We start from the raw sequence: 16,245 nt of genomic DNA, 5'->3' as shown, positions 1-16,245 counted from the left end.
CCCACCCGGTCGCTCCTGGTCAATGAACTGTCGTGCCCGCCCCGACCCATCCGTCGCCGCCGAGGGGGAACTCGTAGCCGGTCCGCCCCCCGCGTCCGCTGGTGCGGAAGGGATTGCCGTTGTGGTCGATCTTGAGGGTGCCGTGTCGGGAGCCACTGGACCAGGACAGCTCCAGGTACCAGCTCACGTCGTGGTCGGAGGTGGCGGCCTTGATGTGGAGCACCTCCGGTTCCGACTCGCTCACCGAGAAGGGGAAGCCCCGCTGGCCCGGCAGGGGTGCGACGGCCGGGCGTGCGGAGTCCAGGGCCACGCCGAAGGAGCGGGTCGGGACGCCGGCACCGCAGCCCACCCCCGGGTAGCCCATGGCGTAGTCGTTCCAGGGGAGCGGGGCACGCTTGGCGACCGTACGGACGGTCAGCCCGTCCAGCACCACCGTGTCCGCGCCGGATCCCTGCAGGGTGAGGGTGACGTACTGCTCGCCCGCGGGTACGGCCCCGGATGCCGCCACCCACGCGGGTGCGTCCCGTTCCACGGGGGGCGGGCCCACCTGGGCCGGGGGCTTGTCGATCAGGTAGTGCTGGCCGCAGGGAGCCTCCCAGGTGTGGGGGCGGGTGGTCACCTTCACCGGCGTGCCGGCGGAGGTGTCGCCGCCCCCGCTGCTGCCGTGTCCCGCTGCGGGGGCGGCAGGGGTGGCGTTCGAGGACGAGGGCGCGGACGGCGACGACGAGGCGGACGAGGACGAGGGCGAGTGCGAGGACGCGGACGGTCCGTCCGGGTCGTCCGGTCCTGCCGGGGACTTCTCCCCGGCAGGGAACCGGTTCGTGGCACCGACGGGGCCGTCCCGGACGTCGGTGCCCTGTTCCGGCGGGCGCTCGTCGAGGGTGAGTACGCCGGCCAGGGCGGTGACGGCGGCCACGACCGTCACCGCGATCCCGGCGAGCACCGCCCCGCGCGGGCGAGCACGCCGGGTCGGTGCGGTCGGCCCGGCCGCGGCGGTCACTTCTGCGACCTCGGACCCCGCCCCGGACCCCGCCCCGGCCACTTCGGGTGCGTCCGCCGCGCCGTGCACCTCGGCCGTGTCGACCGGAAGGGTTCCGGTTCCGGCAGGTGCCCCGGTCACCTCCTGCACGGCGCCGCCCGTGTCCGCGCCCTTGCGCGGGCGGTTCGTATCGGCCCGCACCCAACTCCGGTGCAGGGCGAGGAGTTCCTCGGGCGAGGCCTTGCACAGGCGGGCGAGCCGTTCGACCGGTGCGTAGTCTGCCGGGACCACGTCGCCGCTGCAGTAGCGGTGCAAGGTCGACGCACTCATGTGGAGCCGTTTGGCGAGCGTTCCGTAGCTGAGGCCTGACCGGTCCTTCAACTCCCGCAGCAGCCCGGCGAACCCGGACCCAGCAGTGTCCTCCGACACCGTTCCTCCCACCCCGTGTCCTGTCCCGCATTCCAGGAACAGGTTGTTTGCGCAGCTCAGAGCCTATGCCGGTATTCCAGCGTTCCTGATGGCCCAGCGGATGTGGCGGCTGGGACGGAGTATCGCTCAGGCTGAGGTCATCCAAGCACACCGCTCCCGGCGGCCGGTCCCGGAGGACCCCCACCGGGCGCTGTCGCCATGCCCCATGAGAGGCCGTCAGCAATGCATGCGTTTCCCTGCGCACCCCTCGTCCGCACCGCCCGTACCTCCCGCCCGCACGCCTTCCGGCGCCTCGCCGGTGCGGCCGCGGCCGCCTTGTTCGTCCTCTCCCTCACCGGGTGCGAGGACGGCACGGGCTTCAAGGACGGGGGAGAAGCAGCCGCTTCGAGCCCAGCCACGGAAGCCGCTCCCTCGGCCTCCTCGACCGCGGCAGCGGCCCCCGAGGGCTCGCCGAAGGCGTCGGCCCCCTCCGCACCGACGGCCGCGGGGGAACAGCAGCGCGTCCTGTGCAACGGCGCGAACACCGGCGTCACGGTGCAGCCGGTCTCCCGGCCGCTCAACCACATGCTGATCACGGTGAAGAACACCGGCTCGAAGACCTGCGATCTGACCTACTACCCGGTGCTCCGCTTCGACGAGATGCAATGGGTGCCGGCCGCGCAGCAGCAGACCCGGCCCCAGGCCGTGGTGTCCCTCGCACCGGGCGAGTCGGGCTACGCGGGGGCTCTGCTGTCGGCGGCAGACGGCAGCAGCGAGGGCGGGACGACCGGACACCGGCTCACGATCGCCTTCCAGGGCCGGACGCCCCTCAGTGACGGGGGCGCGTCCGCGATCCCGCCCCTCCCGGCGGCCGGTCTCGCCTACGACAGCTCGCTGTCGGTCACGTACTGGCAGCGGAGCAGCGCCGACGCGCTCGGCTCATGAGTCGGCCGCGACGATGCGGCCGTCGCGCAGTTCCACGACCCGGTCGGCGAGTTCGATCAGGTTGGGGTCGTGGGTGGCGACGAGGATGGTCACGGACTCGCTGCGCACCACGGCGCGCAGCAGCTCCATGACCGAGCGGCCGGTCTCCGAGTCGAGCTGGCCCGTCGGCTCGTCCGCGATGATCAGGTCAGGGTCGTTGGCCAGGGCGCGGGCGACCGCCACGCGCTGCTGCTGGCCGCCGGAGAGTTCGCCGGGCCGCTGTTCGGCGTGGTCGGCGAGCCCGACCAGGGCCAGCAGGGTCCGGGCGCGCTCCTCCCGCACCTTGGCGGGTACGCGCCGCAGGCGCATCGGGACGCCGACGTTCTCGGCCGCGGTCAGGACGGGTATCAGGCCGAACGACTGGAAGACGAAGCCGATGCGGTCGCGGCGCAGGGCGAGCAGGCCCGGCTCGTCGAGGGACGCCAGGTCGGTGCCGTCGATGGTGATCCGGCCGCCGGTCGGGGTGTCGAGGCCGCCGACGAGGTTCAGCAGGGTGGTCTTGCCGGAGCCCGACCGGCCCCTGAGGGCGGTGAGTTCGCCGCGGCGGACCTCGAAGGACACGCCGCGCAGGGCGTGGACGGCCTGCGATCCGCTGCCGAAGCTGTGGTGCACGTCGTCGACGACCACGATCGCAGAGCCGTCGCCCTGCCGCCCGGCCTGCGTCGCGACCGTCGCTGTCGCCGTCGCCTGGTGATCCCTCATCGTGTCCGTTCCCCCGTCGAGTTGTCCGCGCGGGGCGCCCGGTCCCCGGTCCCGCACCATCCGTCGCTGCAGCCTTCTGATCGCATTTGCGCATCCGTCGCACCAATCACGCAAGCCCCTTCCCTCTGTCGATCACATCTGACAGCATCGTCCGCTATCCGGTACTGACGGTCCGGACGGGGGAGGAATACCAGACGTGCTCGGCTTCGTCGTGCGCCGACTGCGCGGGCGATGGCCGCTCGCCGTCGCCGTGCTGCTCACCGTACTGATCACCGCGACCACACTGACCGCGCTGACGGCCTTCACCCGTGGCGTGGGCGAGGAAGGGCTCCGGCGGGCCCTGACCGGGACGGCACAGTCCCGCACCACCGTCGTGATCACCAGCGGCCATCCCGCCGACTCCCGCGCCAAGGACGACGCGTCCGTACGGGCCTTCGCGGACGAGGTGTTCGGGCGGCTCCCGGTGGCCTCCGAAAGCGTGGCCCGCAGCCGCTCGTACGGACTGCCCGGCGTCGCCGCCTCCGGCCGCGACGCCGACCTGACCCTGCTCGCCGCCCTCGGCAAGGACCACGTACAGCTGCTCGCCGGTGCGTGGCCCGCGCCGGTCGCCGCACCCCCGGCCGCCGGCGTCCCGGCCGCGCCGACCCAGGTGGCCGTGCCGCGCGCCGCGCTCGCCCGCCTCGGCCTGGCCGAGTCCGCGCTGCCCGCCCCCGTCCGGCTGGACGACCGGTTCGGCGGGGCGCCGCTGACCGTGCTGGTCACCGGCGTGTACCGGGCCGCCGAGCCGGACGCCGCGTACTGGCGGCTCGACCCCCTCGGCGGCCGCGAGGTCCAGGCCGACACCTTCGCCATCTACGGCCCGCTCCTGGTGGACGACAGCGCCTTCACCACCGGCAGCATCCTGCAGAACCACCGCCTCACGCTGCTCACCCCGGACCTGAGCACGGTCCGCGCCGCCGAGGCCGAGGCCGTCCGGACCAGGGCCGACCCCGCGAGCGCCGCCCTCGAACGGGCCGGCTCGCTGCGGACCGCCACCGAACTGCCCAGACTCCTGGCCGAACTGAGCGCCGGCACGGTCGTCGCCCGCTCCACCCTGCTGATGGGCGCGCTCCAGCTCGCCGTCCTGTCGACCGCCGCACTGCTCCTCGTCTCCCACATCCTCACCGTCCGCCAGGAACCGGAACGCGTCCTGCTCACCGCACGCGGCGCCTCCCGCCGCCGCCTCGGCGCGCTCACCGCGGCCGAGTCCCTGCTGCTCGCCCTGCCCGCGGCCGTCCTGGCACCCCTGCTCACACCGCCCCTGCTGCGCCTGTTCGGCCGGTTCGGACCGCTCGGGCGCGTCCACCTGGAGATCCCGGACACCTGGCTGGTCTGGCCGGTCGCGGTCGGCTGCGCCCTGGCCTGCATCCTGCTGACGACCCTGCCCTCCGTCCTGCAGGGGGCCTCCGCCGCCGTACTGCGCCGCGTGGGCAGCCGCCAGGCGGTCGTGACGGGCGCCGCCCGCTCCGGCCTCGACCTGGCCGTCGTGGTCCTCGCCGTGCTCGGCTACCAGCAGCTGTCGCAGTACGGCGGTACGGACGCCCCCGCGTCCGGCGCCTCCGCCGGCGGCGGGCTCGGTGTCGACCCGGTCCTGGTCGTCGCTCCCGCCTTGGCCCTGTGCGGGGGCACGCTGCTGGTCCTGCGCCTGCTGCCGTTCGCGGCGCGGGCCGGGGGACGGCTGGCGGCGCGCGGCCGGAGCCTGGGCCCCGCCCTGTTCGGCTGGCAGCTCGCCCGACGGCCCGGCCGGGCCACCGGGCCCGTGCTGCTGCTCGTCCTCGCCGTCGCCAGCGGCATCCTGGCGCTCGGCCAGCACACCGGCTGGTCCGCGTCCCAGCGCGACCAGGCCGACTTCGCGACCGCAGGAGGACTGCGGATCTCCGGAAGCAGCATGTCCCCGATGGGCCAGGGCGGACGCTACGCGGCCCTGCCCGGCGGCGACCGCCTCGTACCGGTGGTCCGCCGGGAGCAGAAGCTGCCGGACGGGAATCCCGCCGACATCGTCGCGCTGGACGCCGTCAAGGCGGCCGAACGGGTCCCGCTGCGCGCGGACCTGCGGGGCGGGCACGGCATGCGCGAGCTGTTCACCCCGCTCGCCGCCGGCGCCCCGGGCGCCGCGGCCGCTCCCGCGAGCCCCGGTGTCGCCCTGCCCGGCTCCCCGCGCCGGATCGACCTCGACGTGTCGGTCCGGTCCTCCGGTACGAGCTGGGCCGCCGTGAGCCTGCTGCTGCGCGACCGGTTCGGCGCGACGTACGGGACGGCCTCGGTCACCCTGCCCGCGGGCGGCGACGTCACCCTCCCCTTCCTCCTCGACGCGCTGACCGGAGCCCCGGTCGGATCGGCGGCCACCCCGCTGACCCTGGCCGGGATACGCCTCTCGTACGCCGGGGAGGGCGACAACCCCGGCGACGGCAGCGAACTGACCCTGCGCCGGATCGCCGTCTCCGACACCGCGGACGGCACCGCCGCGGGCGTCACCACACCCGCGGCCGCCGCCGGCTGGCGGACCTCGCTCCCGCAGGGGACGAGCGCCAAGAGGACCCCCGAGACGATTCCGGTCCCGGCCGGCTCCACCGACCTGCTGCGGCTGCGCTACTGGGGCGGTTTCGGCACCCTGCAGGGCGTCACCACCGTGGTGTTCCCGACGCCCGCCGGGCCGGCCCCCACCGCCGTCCCCGCGGTCGCCACCACCCGCTACCTGCGGTCCCTGGGCGCCTCCGTGGGCGACACGGTCCCCGTCACGCTGGACGGCGCCAGTGTCCCGATGCGGATCACCGCCTCAGTGGACTCCCTCCCCGTGGCCGGCCGCTCGGCGCTCGCCGTCGACCTGCACGTGCTCGGCCGGTTCCTGCTGGAGTCCGTCGGCCAGCAGCCCGCCTCGCCCACCGAGTGGTGGCTGCCCGCCGAATCGGCCGCCGACCCGGTCCCGGCCCGCGCGGCGGACAAGCTGCGCGAAGGCGCCCGGATCGAGCGCGTCCAACTGCGCGAGGAGATCACCGAGCAGCTGCTGGACGACCCGCTGAGCGCCGGCCCGCAGAGCGCCCTGGCCGCCCTCGCCGCCGCCTGCGCGGTCCTGGCGGCCATCGGTTTCGCGACCTCCACCGCCGCCGAACGGCGGGTCCGCGGACGGGAGTTCTCGGTGCTGCTCGCACTCGGCACCCCGCGGCGCTCGCTGGCCCTCGCGTCCGCCGCCGAGGGCGGGGTGCTGATCCTCATCGGGTCCGCGGTCGGGGCCGGGCTGGGTGTCGCCCTCGTCCATCTGATGGCGCCCCTGGTCGTGCTGACACCCGCCGCCGGGCGGCCGTTCCCGCCCGTACACGTGGACATGCCGTTCTGGCAGACCCTGCTCACGGTCGCCGCCATCGCAGCCGTTCCCCTGCTGTCGGCCGCACTCAGCGGCCCCCGCGGCCGCGACATCGCCGCCCGGCTGCGTCCCGTGGAGGAGATGTGACCACCCAGCCGTCCGCCACCCCGCCGTCGTCCGCCCCGGCGTCCGCGACCGCGTCCTCGTCCACCGCGCCGCGGCCCGCGCCCTGGGTCAGGACCCGGCTGCGGGCGGCGCCGGTGGGCACCCTGCTCGGCGCCGCGCTGGCCTTCGTCGCCGTGCTGCTGGCCGCCGCGCTGCCACGGGCCCAGGACCGGGGCGCCGACCAGGCCCTGCGTTCCTTCCTGGAACGCAGCGCGGCCGGCAACACCAGCCTGCAGGTGACCGCACCCTCCCCGGACAGCGGGCAGAGTACCCAGGCCCTGGACTCCACGCTGGAGAAACTGCTCGGGCCGACCGGGTCCACCTTCCGTGTGGACCCGGAGAAGACCGTCCACGGCGCACGCACCACCAAACGGCAGCCGCTGCTGAATCCGGAACTCTCCCAGCCCTCCGGCCTTCCGCCCAGCATGAACCTCCTGCACGTCCGGCAGGCGGAGGCCCACGTGAAGCTGGCGGAGGGGCACTGGCCGAGCAGCACACCCACGGCCCCCGCGCAGGCCGTCCCCGGGGAGACGGCGCCCCTGCAGGTCGCCCTCTCGCAGAAGGCCGCCGCGACCCTCGGCGCCCGTGTCGGATCCGTCCTGAAGAGCGAGTCCCGGGTCGACGGCACGCCGTCCGTCGAGGTCGTGGGTCTCTACGGGGTCCTCGACGAGACCGACGCGTTCTGGACGGACAACCTGGGGTGCCTCGCCCGCGCCTGCGAGCACTACTACAACGAGAGCCTCGCCTGGGACGTCGACGCCCTCGTCGGCACCGGGGACCTCGACCGGATGAGCACCTGGAGCCGCACCGCCGAGGACTTCTGGCAGCTGCCGGTGGACGTCGGCCGCCTGCGGGCCGACCGGCTCGACGACACGAGGAAGGACATCGCCTCCTACATCGCCGGGCCCACCGCCGCCACCCTCGCCCGGGAGACCGGCCGTCCGCGGCTGCACACCACCTCGTGGCTGCCCGAGCGGTTCGAAGAGGCCCGCGCCCGTACCCAGGCCGCGGCCCCGCTCGCCGCGATCGGACCCGCCGGGGTCGGCGGCGTCGCCTTCGTCGTCCTGTGCCTGGCCGGCGCACTCGCGGCCGACCGCCGCGACGCCGAACTGCGGCTGCTGCTCGCGCGCGGCGGTTCGCGCACCGCCATCGTCGGCCGGCTCCTCGGCGAGGGCGCCGTCACCGTACTCCCGGCGGCCGCGGCCGCCACCGCGCTCGCCGTCCTGCTGCTGCCCACCCCCCGGCTCGCGCCCGCACTCCTCTCGGCCGCGGCCGTCGCCCTGCTCACCCTGCTGGCCTTCCCCGTCCGGGCGGCCGTACTGCTGACCCCGGCACGCCCGGCCGGGCGGTGGCGCAGGCCCGTCGCCGAACTGCTCGTCCTCATCGCCACCGTCGCCGCCGTGGTGGAGGTCCGCCGCCGCGGGGTCGCCCCGCCCGGCAGCGACCTCGACCCGCTGCTGATCGCGGCCCCGCTGCTGCTCGCCCTGTGCGGGGGGCTGCTGCTGGCCCGGATCCAGCCGGTGGTCACCGGATGGCTCGCCCGGGCGGCCGGCCGCAGCTCCGGACTGGTCGGTTTCCTGGGACTCGCGCGGGCCGCCCGCGGCCAGGCGACGACCGGCACGCAGACCCGCGGCCGCACCGGCCCCTCCGTCCTGCCCATGGTCGCGCTGCTCGTCGCCATCACCACCGGGGGATTCGGCGCCGCCGTGCTGCAGTCGGTGGACTCGTCCCGGCTCGGTGTGGCCCGGCTGACCGTCGGGGGCGACGTGGCGATCTCCGCATTCGGGAAAACCCCGCTCCCGGGCGGGCTCGCGAAGGCCGCGGGCGAACTGCCGGGCGTACGGACGTCCGTGCCGCTGTGGATCGACCACGACTCCTCCCTGCACGGCACCACCGTCAGATCCAGCCAGGTCACCGTGATCGCCGCCGATCCGGCCGCGTACGCGGAGCTGTCCCGCGTCCTCGGCTGCGGATCCTTCGACCCCGCCCTGCTGGCCACCGGCGGTGCGGCGGCCGCCGATGCCCCGGTGCCCGCGCTGTTCAGCGCGAGCCTGGCCGGGCAGGCCGAGAAGGGCGGCACGTACACGGTGCAGCCCGGCGACGGCGGGGAGCTGAAGGTACGCGTCGCGGGCATGGTCGACTGCACCCCGGCCCATCCGGCCCGGGACGCCGCGACCGTCGTCCTGCCCACGGGCGCCGCGACGGCCCTCATGGGCGGCGCCGACCACCCGAACCGGTGGCTCGGCCTCGGTGACGTCGACGGCGGCAAGCTGCGCGAGCTGGTCCGCTCCAAGCTCCCCGCGCCGTCCGGGACTCCGGCCCCGGCGCCGGCCCCGATCCCGGGTTCCGGTTCCGCCGCCGGCCCGGCCGCGCTCGACGAGCCGTACCCCGTGCACACCAGCGCCGAGGCCGTCACCGCCCTGGGCGCCGATCCGCTGCAGCGCTCGGCGCAGCGCCTCTTCTGGGCCTCCATGGCCGCAGCGGCGGGCTTCGCCCTGCTGGCCGTCCTGCTGACGCTGGTCCGGACCGTCCCCGAACGCGCGGCCCTGCTGGCCCGGCTGCGCACGATGGGGCTGCGCCGCAGGCAGGGCGTGGCGCTGATCCTCGCCGAGACCCTGCCGCAGACCCTGGCCGCGACGCTGGGCGGGGCCCTGGTGGCGGCGGCCGCCGTGGCCCTGCTGGGCCCGGCGATGGACCTGTCCACGCTGGTCGGCGCCCACGTGCCGGACGGTGTGCAGCTGACGGCGGGGCCCGTACTGACCCAGGCCCTGGGCCTGGCCGCCCTGGTAGCCGCAGCCGTATGCGCAGAGGCGGCGACATCCGGGCGACGGCAGATCACCACCGAGTTGAGAGCGGGAGACCAGCGTTGAACACCGACCAGCCGACGTACGAGGAGCTGCGCCGCCGGGCGACGGCCGCCGCGGAGCCGCGCACCCCGGCGGCGGACGCCGCGATCGCCTGCGACCGTCTGGTGCGGATCTTCAGCCAGGACGGCATCGAGGTACAGGCCCTCCAGGGGCTGGAGCTGACGGTCGAGCAGGGCGACCTCATGGCCCTCGTCGGCGCCTCCGGCAGCGGCAAGTCCACCCTCCTGAACATCCTGGCCGGCCTGGACGTCCCCACGGCCGGCAGCGCGGCGGTCGCCGGCTACGACCTGCTGGAACTTTCGGCGCGCGACCGGCTGCGCTACCGGCGCGAAGCGGTCGGGTTCGTCTTCCAGCAGACGGCCCGCAACCTGCTGCCCTTCCTGACGGCCGCCCAGAACGTCGCCCTGCCGATGCAGCTGAAGGGCGACAGCCCCCGCCGCGGCGCGGGCGCACGCCGCGCGGCCAGGGTCGGGGAGATCCTGGAAGCCCTCGGGATCGGCGACCTGGCGCACCGCCGCCCGGCGGAGCTGTCCGGCGGCCAGCAGCAGCGCGTCGCGATCGCCGTGGCGATGGCGAACGACCCCAAGGTGCTCCTCGCCGACGAACCCACGGGCGAACTGGACTCGGAGACGGCCGCGGCGGTCTTCGAGACCTTCCGCACCGTGAACAAGGAACTCGGCGTGACGGTGGTCATCGTGACGCACGACCCGATGGTGGCGGGCGAGGTCCGCCGGACGGTGGCGATCCGCGACGGCCGCACCAGCAGCGAGGTCCTGCGCCGCCTGGTCACCGACGAGCACGGCGAGGAATCCATCAGCGAACGCGAGTACGTCGTCCTCGACCGCTCCGGGCGCGTCCAGCTCCCCCCGAAGTTCCTGGAGGCCCTGGGCATGGAACACCGCGTGGCGGTCGACCTGGCCCCGGACCACATCGAACTACGCCCGGACGGAGCCCACTAGGCCGTCGTCACGTCACGTCAGTGGAACTCGTGGACCACCTGGATCTCGCCGACGATGTGGGCGTTGAAGTCGTCCAGCTCCTCAGCCGGAACCCAGAGCTCCAGGATGGTCCGCCCGCCCGCCTGCTGAACGGGATATCGGCTCAAGAACTTCGACTCGACCTCGAAACGAGTGACGAAGCCGGCGCCATCGTGCTTCACGTTCCAGTCCCGCGCGATCCTGATCGCGTAGTCCTCGTTGAGGACCGGGTAGAAGATCGGCTGCTCGGGCAGCCTGGGCGGCCACGCACGCCAGTTCAGCCCCCGCACCAGATCCAGCTCCTTGGGGCCGGTGGGGCGCCACAGGGTCGTCGTTGCCTGCCGGCCGGTCATCTGTATCGCTCTCCTGACATGAGCCGCCGGTCCGGCGGGTCGGGAGACCGGACGCTACCGGCACCTCAGGGTCGGCAGCCACGCAGTTTCCGTACCGCGGGCCCAAGGTGGCGAGCACCGCTGCGAGCCCGACCGGCAGCGCCAGGGATGCGTGGACAGCGGTAGGGACGGTTCGCCGGATCACGGACATCGATCGCTCCTTCGTTCGTTCGTTCGTCTGACACCTCCAGAGTCCCATCGCCTGTGACTCACCGTCATCACTCCTCGGAGCTGTCCGCGATCTCATACCTGGGAGCCACCCGCACCGGATCCGGGCTCCCACACGGAGCGCAGCCGCTCCGCGGCAGCGGCCGCCTGGTCGCGACCTGCCCGGTAGGCCGGCGTCCAGTTCGCCCGGTCGTTCAGGTCGGTGCCGAACGCCCGTACCGCTTCCGCGTCGGGACCGATGGTCACCACGGTCCGCGCCCCGCCGGCCGTAGCCCGCCGGTCGAGGGGCTCACCGGGCGAAAGGTGCGCCAGGGGCTCGATGACGACGACCGTGCGGGCTCCGGCCGCCAGGTCCGCGTTCGCCCCGGAGCGCAGGGCGCCGTCCATGTACCGCCGCCCTTGCACGGAGACCGGCAGCTCGGCCGCGGGGAAGGCACTGCTCGCCGCCACCGCGTGCACCAGCGGCACACCGCTCGTACGGTTCCACACCACCGGCTCACCCGTGGCCGCCTCCACCGCCGTGATGAGCAACTCACCTTCCGTCGGCCAGGCGTTGGAGCCGATCAGTGCGCCCCGGCCTGCAAGCAGCGCCCGTTCCGCCTCGGAGGCGGCGTCGCGGTCGGAGTCCGCGTGGTCCAGGGCGATCCGGCCGACCCGGCGCCGGACCTCCCCGGGCTCCAGCCCGTGCCGGCCGAGCACGGCGAACACGGCCCCCGCGACTGCGGCGTCGACCCCGCGCCGGGGGGCCTGACCAGGCCGCGGTGCCACCTCGGCGAGCAGGCCGAGGTCCTGGCCGGTGGTCAGGAGCGCGCCGACGATCGCACCGGCCGAGGTGCCGACCGTCAGGTCGGCGGCGCCGAGATCCACACCCCTGCGCCCCAGTTCACCGATCAGCCCGGCCATCCACGCGGTTCCGACCACACCTCCCGGTCCCAGCACGAGCGCCCGGTCGAATGCTGTCGCGGTTTCGAGCCCCATGGTTCCGTCTCCCCCTGGCATCGGACGATGGTCCACGCGGTCACCACGACCGACGTGATCGACGTGATCGACGGTAGAACCTCGACCGGAGTTCAGGTCAAGCGGATCGCGTGGAGGCCCTCCACCAGGCCGTGGGCCTGGCCCGCCGAGCGGTTCCAGACGTGGTCGGACGACCCTTCGTCAGGAAGGCGTCGGCGAGGGTCTGGTCGAGGTTGCCCGGGCCGATGACGCTGACCGGGATCGTGTGCGGTACGGCGGTCGTGCACGCTGGGCCGGTCGGCGCTCCTTCCGGGTGCGTACGAGGAGAGCCGGCAACGGCACGCGGACGCCCTGCGGCCGGCCGGTGAACAGGGCCGCCGGGCCGGGGAGGCCGACGCCCGGATCGGACTGGCCATGGTCGCCCGGCGCACCGGGGACCTCGTCGGCGCCGAGGAGCACATGCGGGCGGTGCTGACCTGGTTCCGGGACGGCGGCTACGGGCCGGGCACGACGCGCGCCCTCGCCGAACTGGGCTCCACGGCCGAACCGAGGGGGACACGGACGCTGCCCGTGCCCTGCACCGCGCAGGACTCGCGGCCGCGCGGGCGCTGGGCGCCGTACCGGCGGGCGCGGCGGCGGCCGGCGGTGAGCCCGGGCGGGCGGCCCGACTGCTCGGCACCGCCGATGCGGCCCGTACGTCGGCCGGAGCTCCCCTGCCGCCCGCCGAACGGTACGACGTGGACCGGACCTGGTCGGCCTGCCTGTCGGCACAGGGCCGCGCGGCGGCCGAGGCGGCCTTCGCCCTCGGCGCGACGCACCCTCCCGACGCCGACGCAGACCCCGACGTCGAACCGGCCGTCCGCTCCTGAGGGTTGCCCGGCCGTCCGACCCGCAGCGTTCAGCGGTGGGATCCGGTGGTGGACGGCCTGGTTTCGAGGACCCAGGTGTGGTGGCGGACGGTGTCGGGCCCGGCGCGGCCGGCGAGGACGTCGCAGAGGAGTTCCGCGCAGGCCCGCCCGTAGTCGGCGGGGCGCAGGTCGACCGCCGTCACGGGCGGGTTCGCGCTCCGGTTCGCGGTGCCGTCGACGCAGGAGGCGACCAGGAGGTCGGCGCCGACCGTGCGGCCGAGGCCGGCCGCGGCGCGCAGGGTTCCGGGAGCCGCTCCGTCGGGGGCGCAGATCACGGCGTCGATCCCGGGGTCGGTGGCGAGCAGCCGCCGGGTGGCGGTGTCGGTGTCGGCCTCGGTCGCCGCGAACGGGACGGTGTGCAGGGTGACTTCGGTCCGGCGCGCGGTACCCCAGGCGGCGGCCGTCTCGCGCAGGGCCTGGGCCCAGGCGGAGGTGCCCTCGGGCGCGAGGAGGGCGGGGCGGCGGGCACCGCGGTCGTGCACGTGGTCGAGGAGGGCCGTGAGGGAAGCGGCGTTGTCGCAGACGACCGCGCCGGCGGGGGTGGGGGAGGGGCCGAGGTAGCGCTCACCGGTGACGACGGGGACGCCGGAGTCGAGGAGCCCCGGGACGGCGCTGTCGCCGACCTCGGGGTCGATGACGAGGAGGCCGTCGACCCGGGAGGCGAGCGGGCCGGAGGCGCCGCCGCCCGGGGCGAGCAGGACGACGTCGAGTCCTTCCTCCTGGGCGCGCTGGACGGCTCCGAAGGCCAGATTCATGTAGTAGCCCAGCCGGGTCGCGGTCTGGGGCAGGTGCAGCCCGACGGCTCCGGTGCTGGAGCGGCGCAGCCGGCGGGCGGCGCTGTTGGGGCGGTAGCCGAGCTCCTCGGCGACCGCGCGGACCCGGTCCCGGGTGGCTTCCGCGACCCGCCCCGAGCCCTGGAGCGCGTCGGAGACGGTGCTCTTGGAGACGCCGGCGGCGCGGGCGACATCGAGCAGGGTCACGGCAGGTGGGGTCACGCCCGCATTCTAGACGCTCGGCCCGGCCTTGCCGGAACGTTCCGGCAGCGTCTACATTCGTGCACTGCCGGAACGTTCCGGCGCCGCCCGCGTCCGGGCCGTCCGCCGCATCGCACCGACCGCCCCTTGACCGATCCTTTCCGCATCCCGCATTCTGACTGAAATTTCAGTCAGAACTCCGAAAGCAGCCCGCCGTGACCTCGTACGCGCTCCTCACCTCCTTCGGATCCCCGCTCGGCTCGCCGGGCCGCACCCAGCCCGGCGAACGCGAACCGCTGCGCGTCGGCCTCGTCCAGATGCGCTGGTACGCCGATGCCGCCGAGCACGACAACCGGCTCCGCGAGGGCGTCGCCCTGGCCGCCGGGCAGGGCGCCACGGTCGTCTGCCTCCCGGAACTCACCCGCAGCCCCTACTTCTGCAACACCGACGACCCCATGGCCGACGGCGCCGCCCGTTACCTGGAGGACGTGGAGACGGGCCCCACCGTCGCCCTCGCCGCGGAACTCGCCACCGAGCTCGGCATCACCGTCCACGCCTCCCTCTACGAGCGCGCCGAGGACGGCGGCCTCGGCTACAACACCGCCGTCTGCGTGGACTCCGACGGCAAGCTGATAGCCCGGACCCGCAAGAACCACATCCCCGCCTTCCCCGGCTACCGCGAGGACCTGTGCTTCCGCCCCGGCGACAGCGGCTTCCCCGTCGTCGCCCACGAGGGAGCCCGCTTCGGCTTCCCCACCTGCTGGGACGAGTGGTTCCCGGAGCTCGCCCGCGCCTACTCCCTGGCCGGCGCCGAGATCCTCGTCCACCCCACGGCCATCGGCTCCGAGGTGGACCTGCCGGGCTTCGACACCCGGCCGATGTGGGAGCACGCCATCAGCGCGAACGGCCTGGCCAACGCCCTCTTCATGATCGTGCCCAACCGGGTGGGCACCGAGGGCCGTTCCACCTTCTACGGCTCCTCCTTCATCTCCGACCCCTACGGCCGGATCATGCTGCGCGCCCCGCGCGACCGCGAGGCCGTCCTCGTCGCCGACCTCGACCTCGACCAGCGCCGGGACTGGCTGGAGTTCGGCCTCATGCGCACCCGCCGCCCCGGGCTCTACGGCAGCCTCACCGAACGGCTGGCCGTACCCGGAGCCCAGGCCCTGTCGTGATGCTCCCCCGACGGTCCCTCCCGGGCCGGGGGAGGGACCGTCGGATCCGTTGGAGTGATCAGTGGGGGTGTCCGCGCGTCAGGGCGCGGCGTCCTCGGCTGCTGGCAGGCGGTCACGGACGCCTCCATGCAGACCAGTTGCGCCGTCGACCGCGCGGTCACTGTGGTGCGGCGGCTCCGGAGTCCGGTGACTGCTGGAGGCCGGACGCGTCGACCGCCTCGAAGTCCGAGCCCTTGAGGTCCTTGAGCCCGTCGAGCTGCGCATTGTCCCAACCGGGGTTCTCCTCGCCGGTGATGTACCAGGGCGAGCCGTTGTCCGCGACGATGGCGCCGTACTTCTTGAGGGCGTCGGCCACGGCCTTGGCCTGCGGGGCCAGCCCCGAGGTGTCCACCGAGCTCTTGAGCCGCAGCCGCAGCCCCATCGGAGGCAGGGCGCTGTCCGCCGCCGAGCCCGCCTGGTGCCTCGCGGGCCAGACGTAGCTCTGGTCGGAGCGGGGCACGGTGATGCGGATCGCGTGGTCGATCCGCCCGCCGGCCGCCTCGTCGTAGCGAGCCAGGCCGGGGAGGATGGCGAGGCCGGCGGCGTCGGCGGACGTCCATCCGTCGGGACGCAGGGCGTTGGACCGCAGGTCGAAGATCGCACCCGAGCCGGCGTGCCAGGTGTTGCCGCCCCGCCGCTCGGCGTCGAAGAGCTCGTAGGACCTGCACAGCGCCTTGTCCCAGACGACGACGTGACGGTCCCCGTCGCTCGCCGGACCGTTCTCGATCCTGGCGTCGGGCGGGATCCGGTAGCCCGATGTGTCGCTCTCCTCGGGGTAGTCCAGGGACACCTCGGATTCCGGCACCACCGTGTCCGAGGCGGTGATGGGAATGCCGAAGGGACGGCCGTCCGCGAGTCCCGATCCGAAATCCGGATGGAGGGGCTCGGCGGAGCCGATCGAGGCGACGTACCGGTCGGAATTCGGGTGCACGGGCAGCCGGTCCACGGGGGCGTGCCAGAAACTGTCCGTCGGTGCCGTGGGGCAGGAGGGCGCTTTCCTGTCGGGATCCGCCGCCCCGGACAGCAGGCAGGCCGCGGTCAGCGTGACGGTGGTGGCGATGGCGGGGACGGCGGGGATTCCATTGCGCGAGCGGAATGCCGTGATGCGCTTCATTGGCATCGACTGTCCTGAGTGCCGGGAGAACGACTCGATCGATCTGCCCGAGCGGAATGCGGGGAATTCACCGGTCCGGCCGGTTCGGCTGGTCCG

General features: G+C 74.5%; 12 protein-coding genes. 6 read left to right on the top strand and 6 right to left on the bottom strand.

What is annotated here, in order from left to right:
• Window positions 1-19: 19 nt before the first annotated feature.
• Window positions 20-1,408 (bottom strand): transcriptional regulator, encoded by a 1,389-nt coding sequence (locus KO717_RS02670; protein WP_301364180.1) that lies wholly within the window; start codon window positions 1,406-1,408, stop codon window positions 20-22.
• Between the two features lie 222 nt (window positions 1,409-1,630).
• Here KO717_RS02670 and KO717_RS02665 point away from each other — a divergent pair, with 222 nt between their 5' ends.
• Entirely contained in the window at window positions 1,631-2,332 is a 702-nt protein-coding gene (locus tag KO717_RS02665; protein ID WP_301364178.1) for a DUF4232 domain-containing protein, read from the top strand.
• Here KO717_RS02665 and KO717_RS02660 read toward each other — a convergent pair.
• Window positions 2,327-3,073 (bottom strand): ABC transporter ATP-binding protein, encoded by a 747-nt coding sequence (locus tag KO717_RS02660; protein WP_301364176.1) that lies wholly within the window; start codon window positions 3,071-3,073, stop codon window positions 2,327-2,329. The two genes, KO717_RS02665 and KO717_RS02660, sit on opposite strands and share 6 nt — an antisense overlap.
• Window positions 3,074-3,269: 196 nt before the next feature.
• Here KO717_RS02660 and KO717_RS02655 point away from each other — a divergent pair, with 196 nt between their 5' ends.
• Genes KO717_RS02655 through KO717_RS02645 form a run of 3 tightly spaced genes read left to right on the top strand, consistent with a single transcriptional unit; the run spans window position 3,270 to window position 10,404 of the window.
• Entirely contained in the window at window positions 3,270-6,560 is a 3,291-nt protein-coding gene (locus KO717_RS02655) for an ABC transporter permease (protein WP_301364175.1), read from the top strand.
• Complete coding sequence (locus tag KO717_RS02650; protein ID WP_301364174.1) at window positions 6,557-9,448, top strand: hypothetical protein; 2,892 nt, start codon at window positions 6,557-6,559, stop codon at window positions 9,446-9,448. Before KO717_RS02655 ends, KO717_RS02650 begins: the two co-directional genes overlap by 4 nt.
• On the top strand, window positions 9,445-10,404 hold the full coding sequence (locus KO717_RS02645) for an ABC transporter ATP-binding protein (protein WP_437184461.1): 960 nt from the start codon (window positions 9,445-9,447) through the stop codon (window positions 10,402-10,404). Before KO717_RS02650 ends, KO717_RS02645 begins: the two co-directional genes overlap by 4 nt.
• Before the next feature lie 17 nt (window positions 10,405-10,421).
• Here the strand turns inward: KO717_RS02645 and KO717_RS02640 are convergent, their stop codons facing one another.
• Together KO717_RS02640 and KO717_RS02635 are read right to left on the bottom strand one after the other, a co-directional pair.
• Window positions 10,422-10,775, bottom strand: coding sequence for a hypothetical protein (locus KO717_RS02640; RefSeq protein ID WP_301364172.1), 354 nt, complete (start codon window positions 10,773-10,775; stop codon window positions 10,422-10,424).
• Window positions 10,776-11,057: 282 nt separating this feature from the next.
• Window positions 11,058-11,960 (bottom strand): patatin-like phospholipase family protein, encoded by a 903-nt coding sequence (locus KO717_RS02635; protein ID WP_301364171.1) that lies wholly within the window; start codon window positions 11,958-11,960, stop codon window positions 11,058-11,060.
• 716 nt (window positions 11,961-12,676) lie between these two features.
• Here KO717_RS02635 and KO717_RS02630 point away from each other — a divergent pair.
• Window positions 12,677-12,808: a hypothetical protein gene (locus KO717_RS02630; RefSeq protein WP_301364170.1), complete on the top strand. Its 132-nt coding sequence runs from the start codon at window positions 12,677-12,679 to the stop codon at window positions 12,806-12,808.
• Window positions 12,809-12,837: 29 nt separating this feature from the next.
• Here KO717_RS02630 and KO717_RS02625 read toward each other — a convergent pair whose 3' ends face one another.
• Window positions 12,838-13,842, bottom strand: a complete 1,005-nt coding sequence (locus tag KO717_RS02625) for a LacI family DNA-binding transcriptional regulator (protein WP_301364168.1) — start codon at window positions 13,840-13,842, stop codon at window positions 12,838-12,840.
• Window positions 13,843-14,036: 194 nt separating this feature from the next.
• On the opposite strand from KO717_RS02625, the gene KO717_RS02620 reads away from it, so the two are divergent.
• Entirely contained in the window at window positions 14,037-14,996 is a 960-nt protein-coding gene (locus KO717_RS02620) for a nitrilase-related carbon-nitrogen hydrolase (protein WP_301364166.1), read from the top strand.
• Between the two features lie 157 nt (window positions 14,997-15,153).
• Here the strand turns inward: KO717_RS02620 and KO717_RS02615 are convergent, their stop codons facing one another.
• Entirely contained in the window at window positions 15,154-16,149 is a 996-nt protein-coding gene (locus KO717_RS02615) for a hypothetical protein (protein ID WP_301364164.1), read from the bottom strand.
• Window positions 16,150-16,245 lie beyond the last annotated feature (96 nt).

It is taken from the genome of Streptomyces xanthophaeus (assembly GCF_030440515.1).
Taxonomy (GTDB): Bacteria; Actinomycetota; Actinomycetes; order Streptomycetales; family Streptomycetaceae; genus Streptomyces; species Streptomyces kutzneri.
Note: the sequence above shows the minus strand (reverse complement) of the source record. Positions and strands in the feature narration are given on the sequence as shown.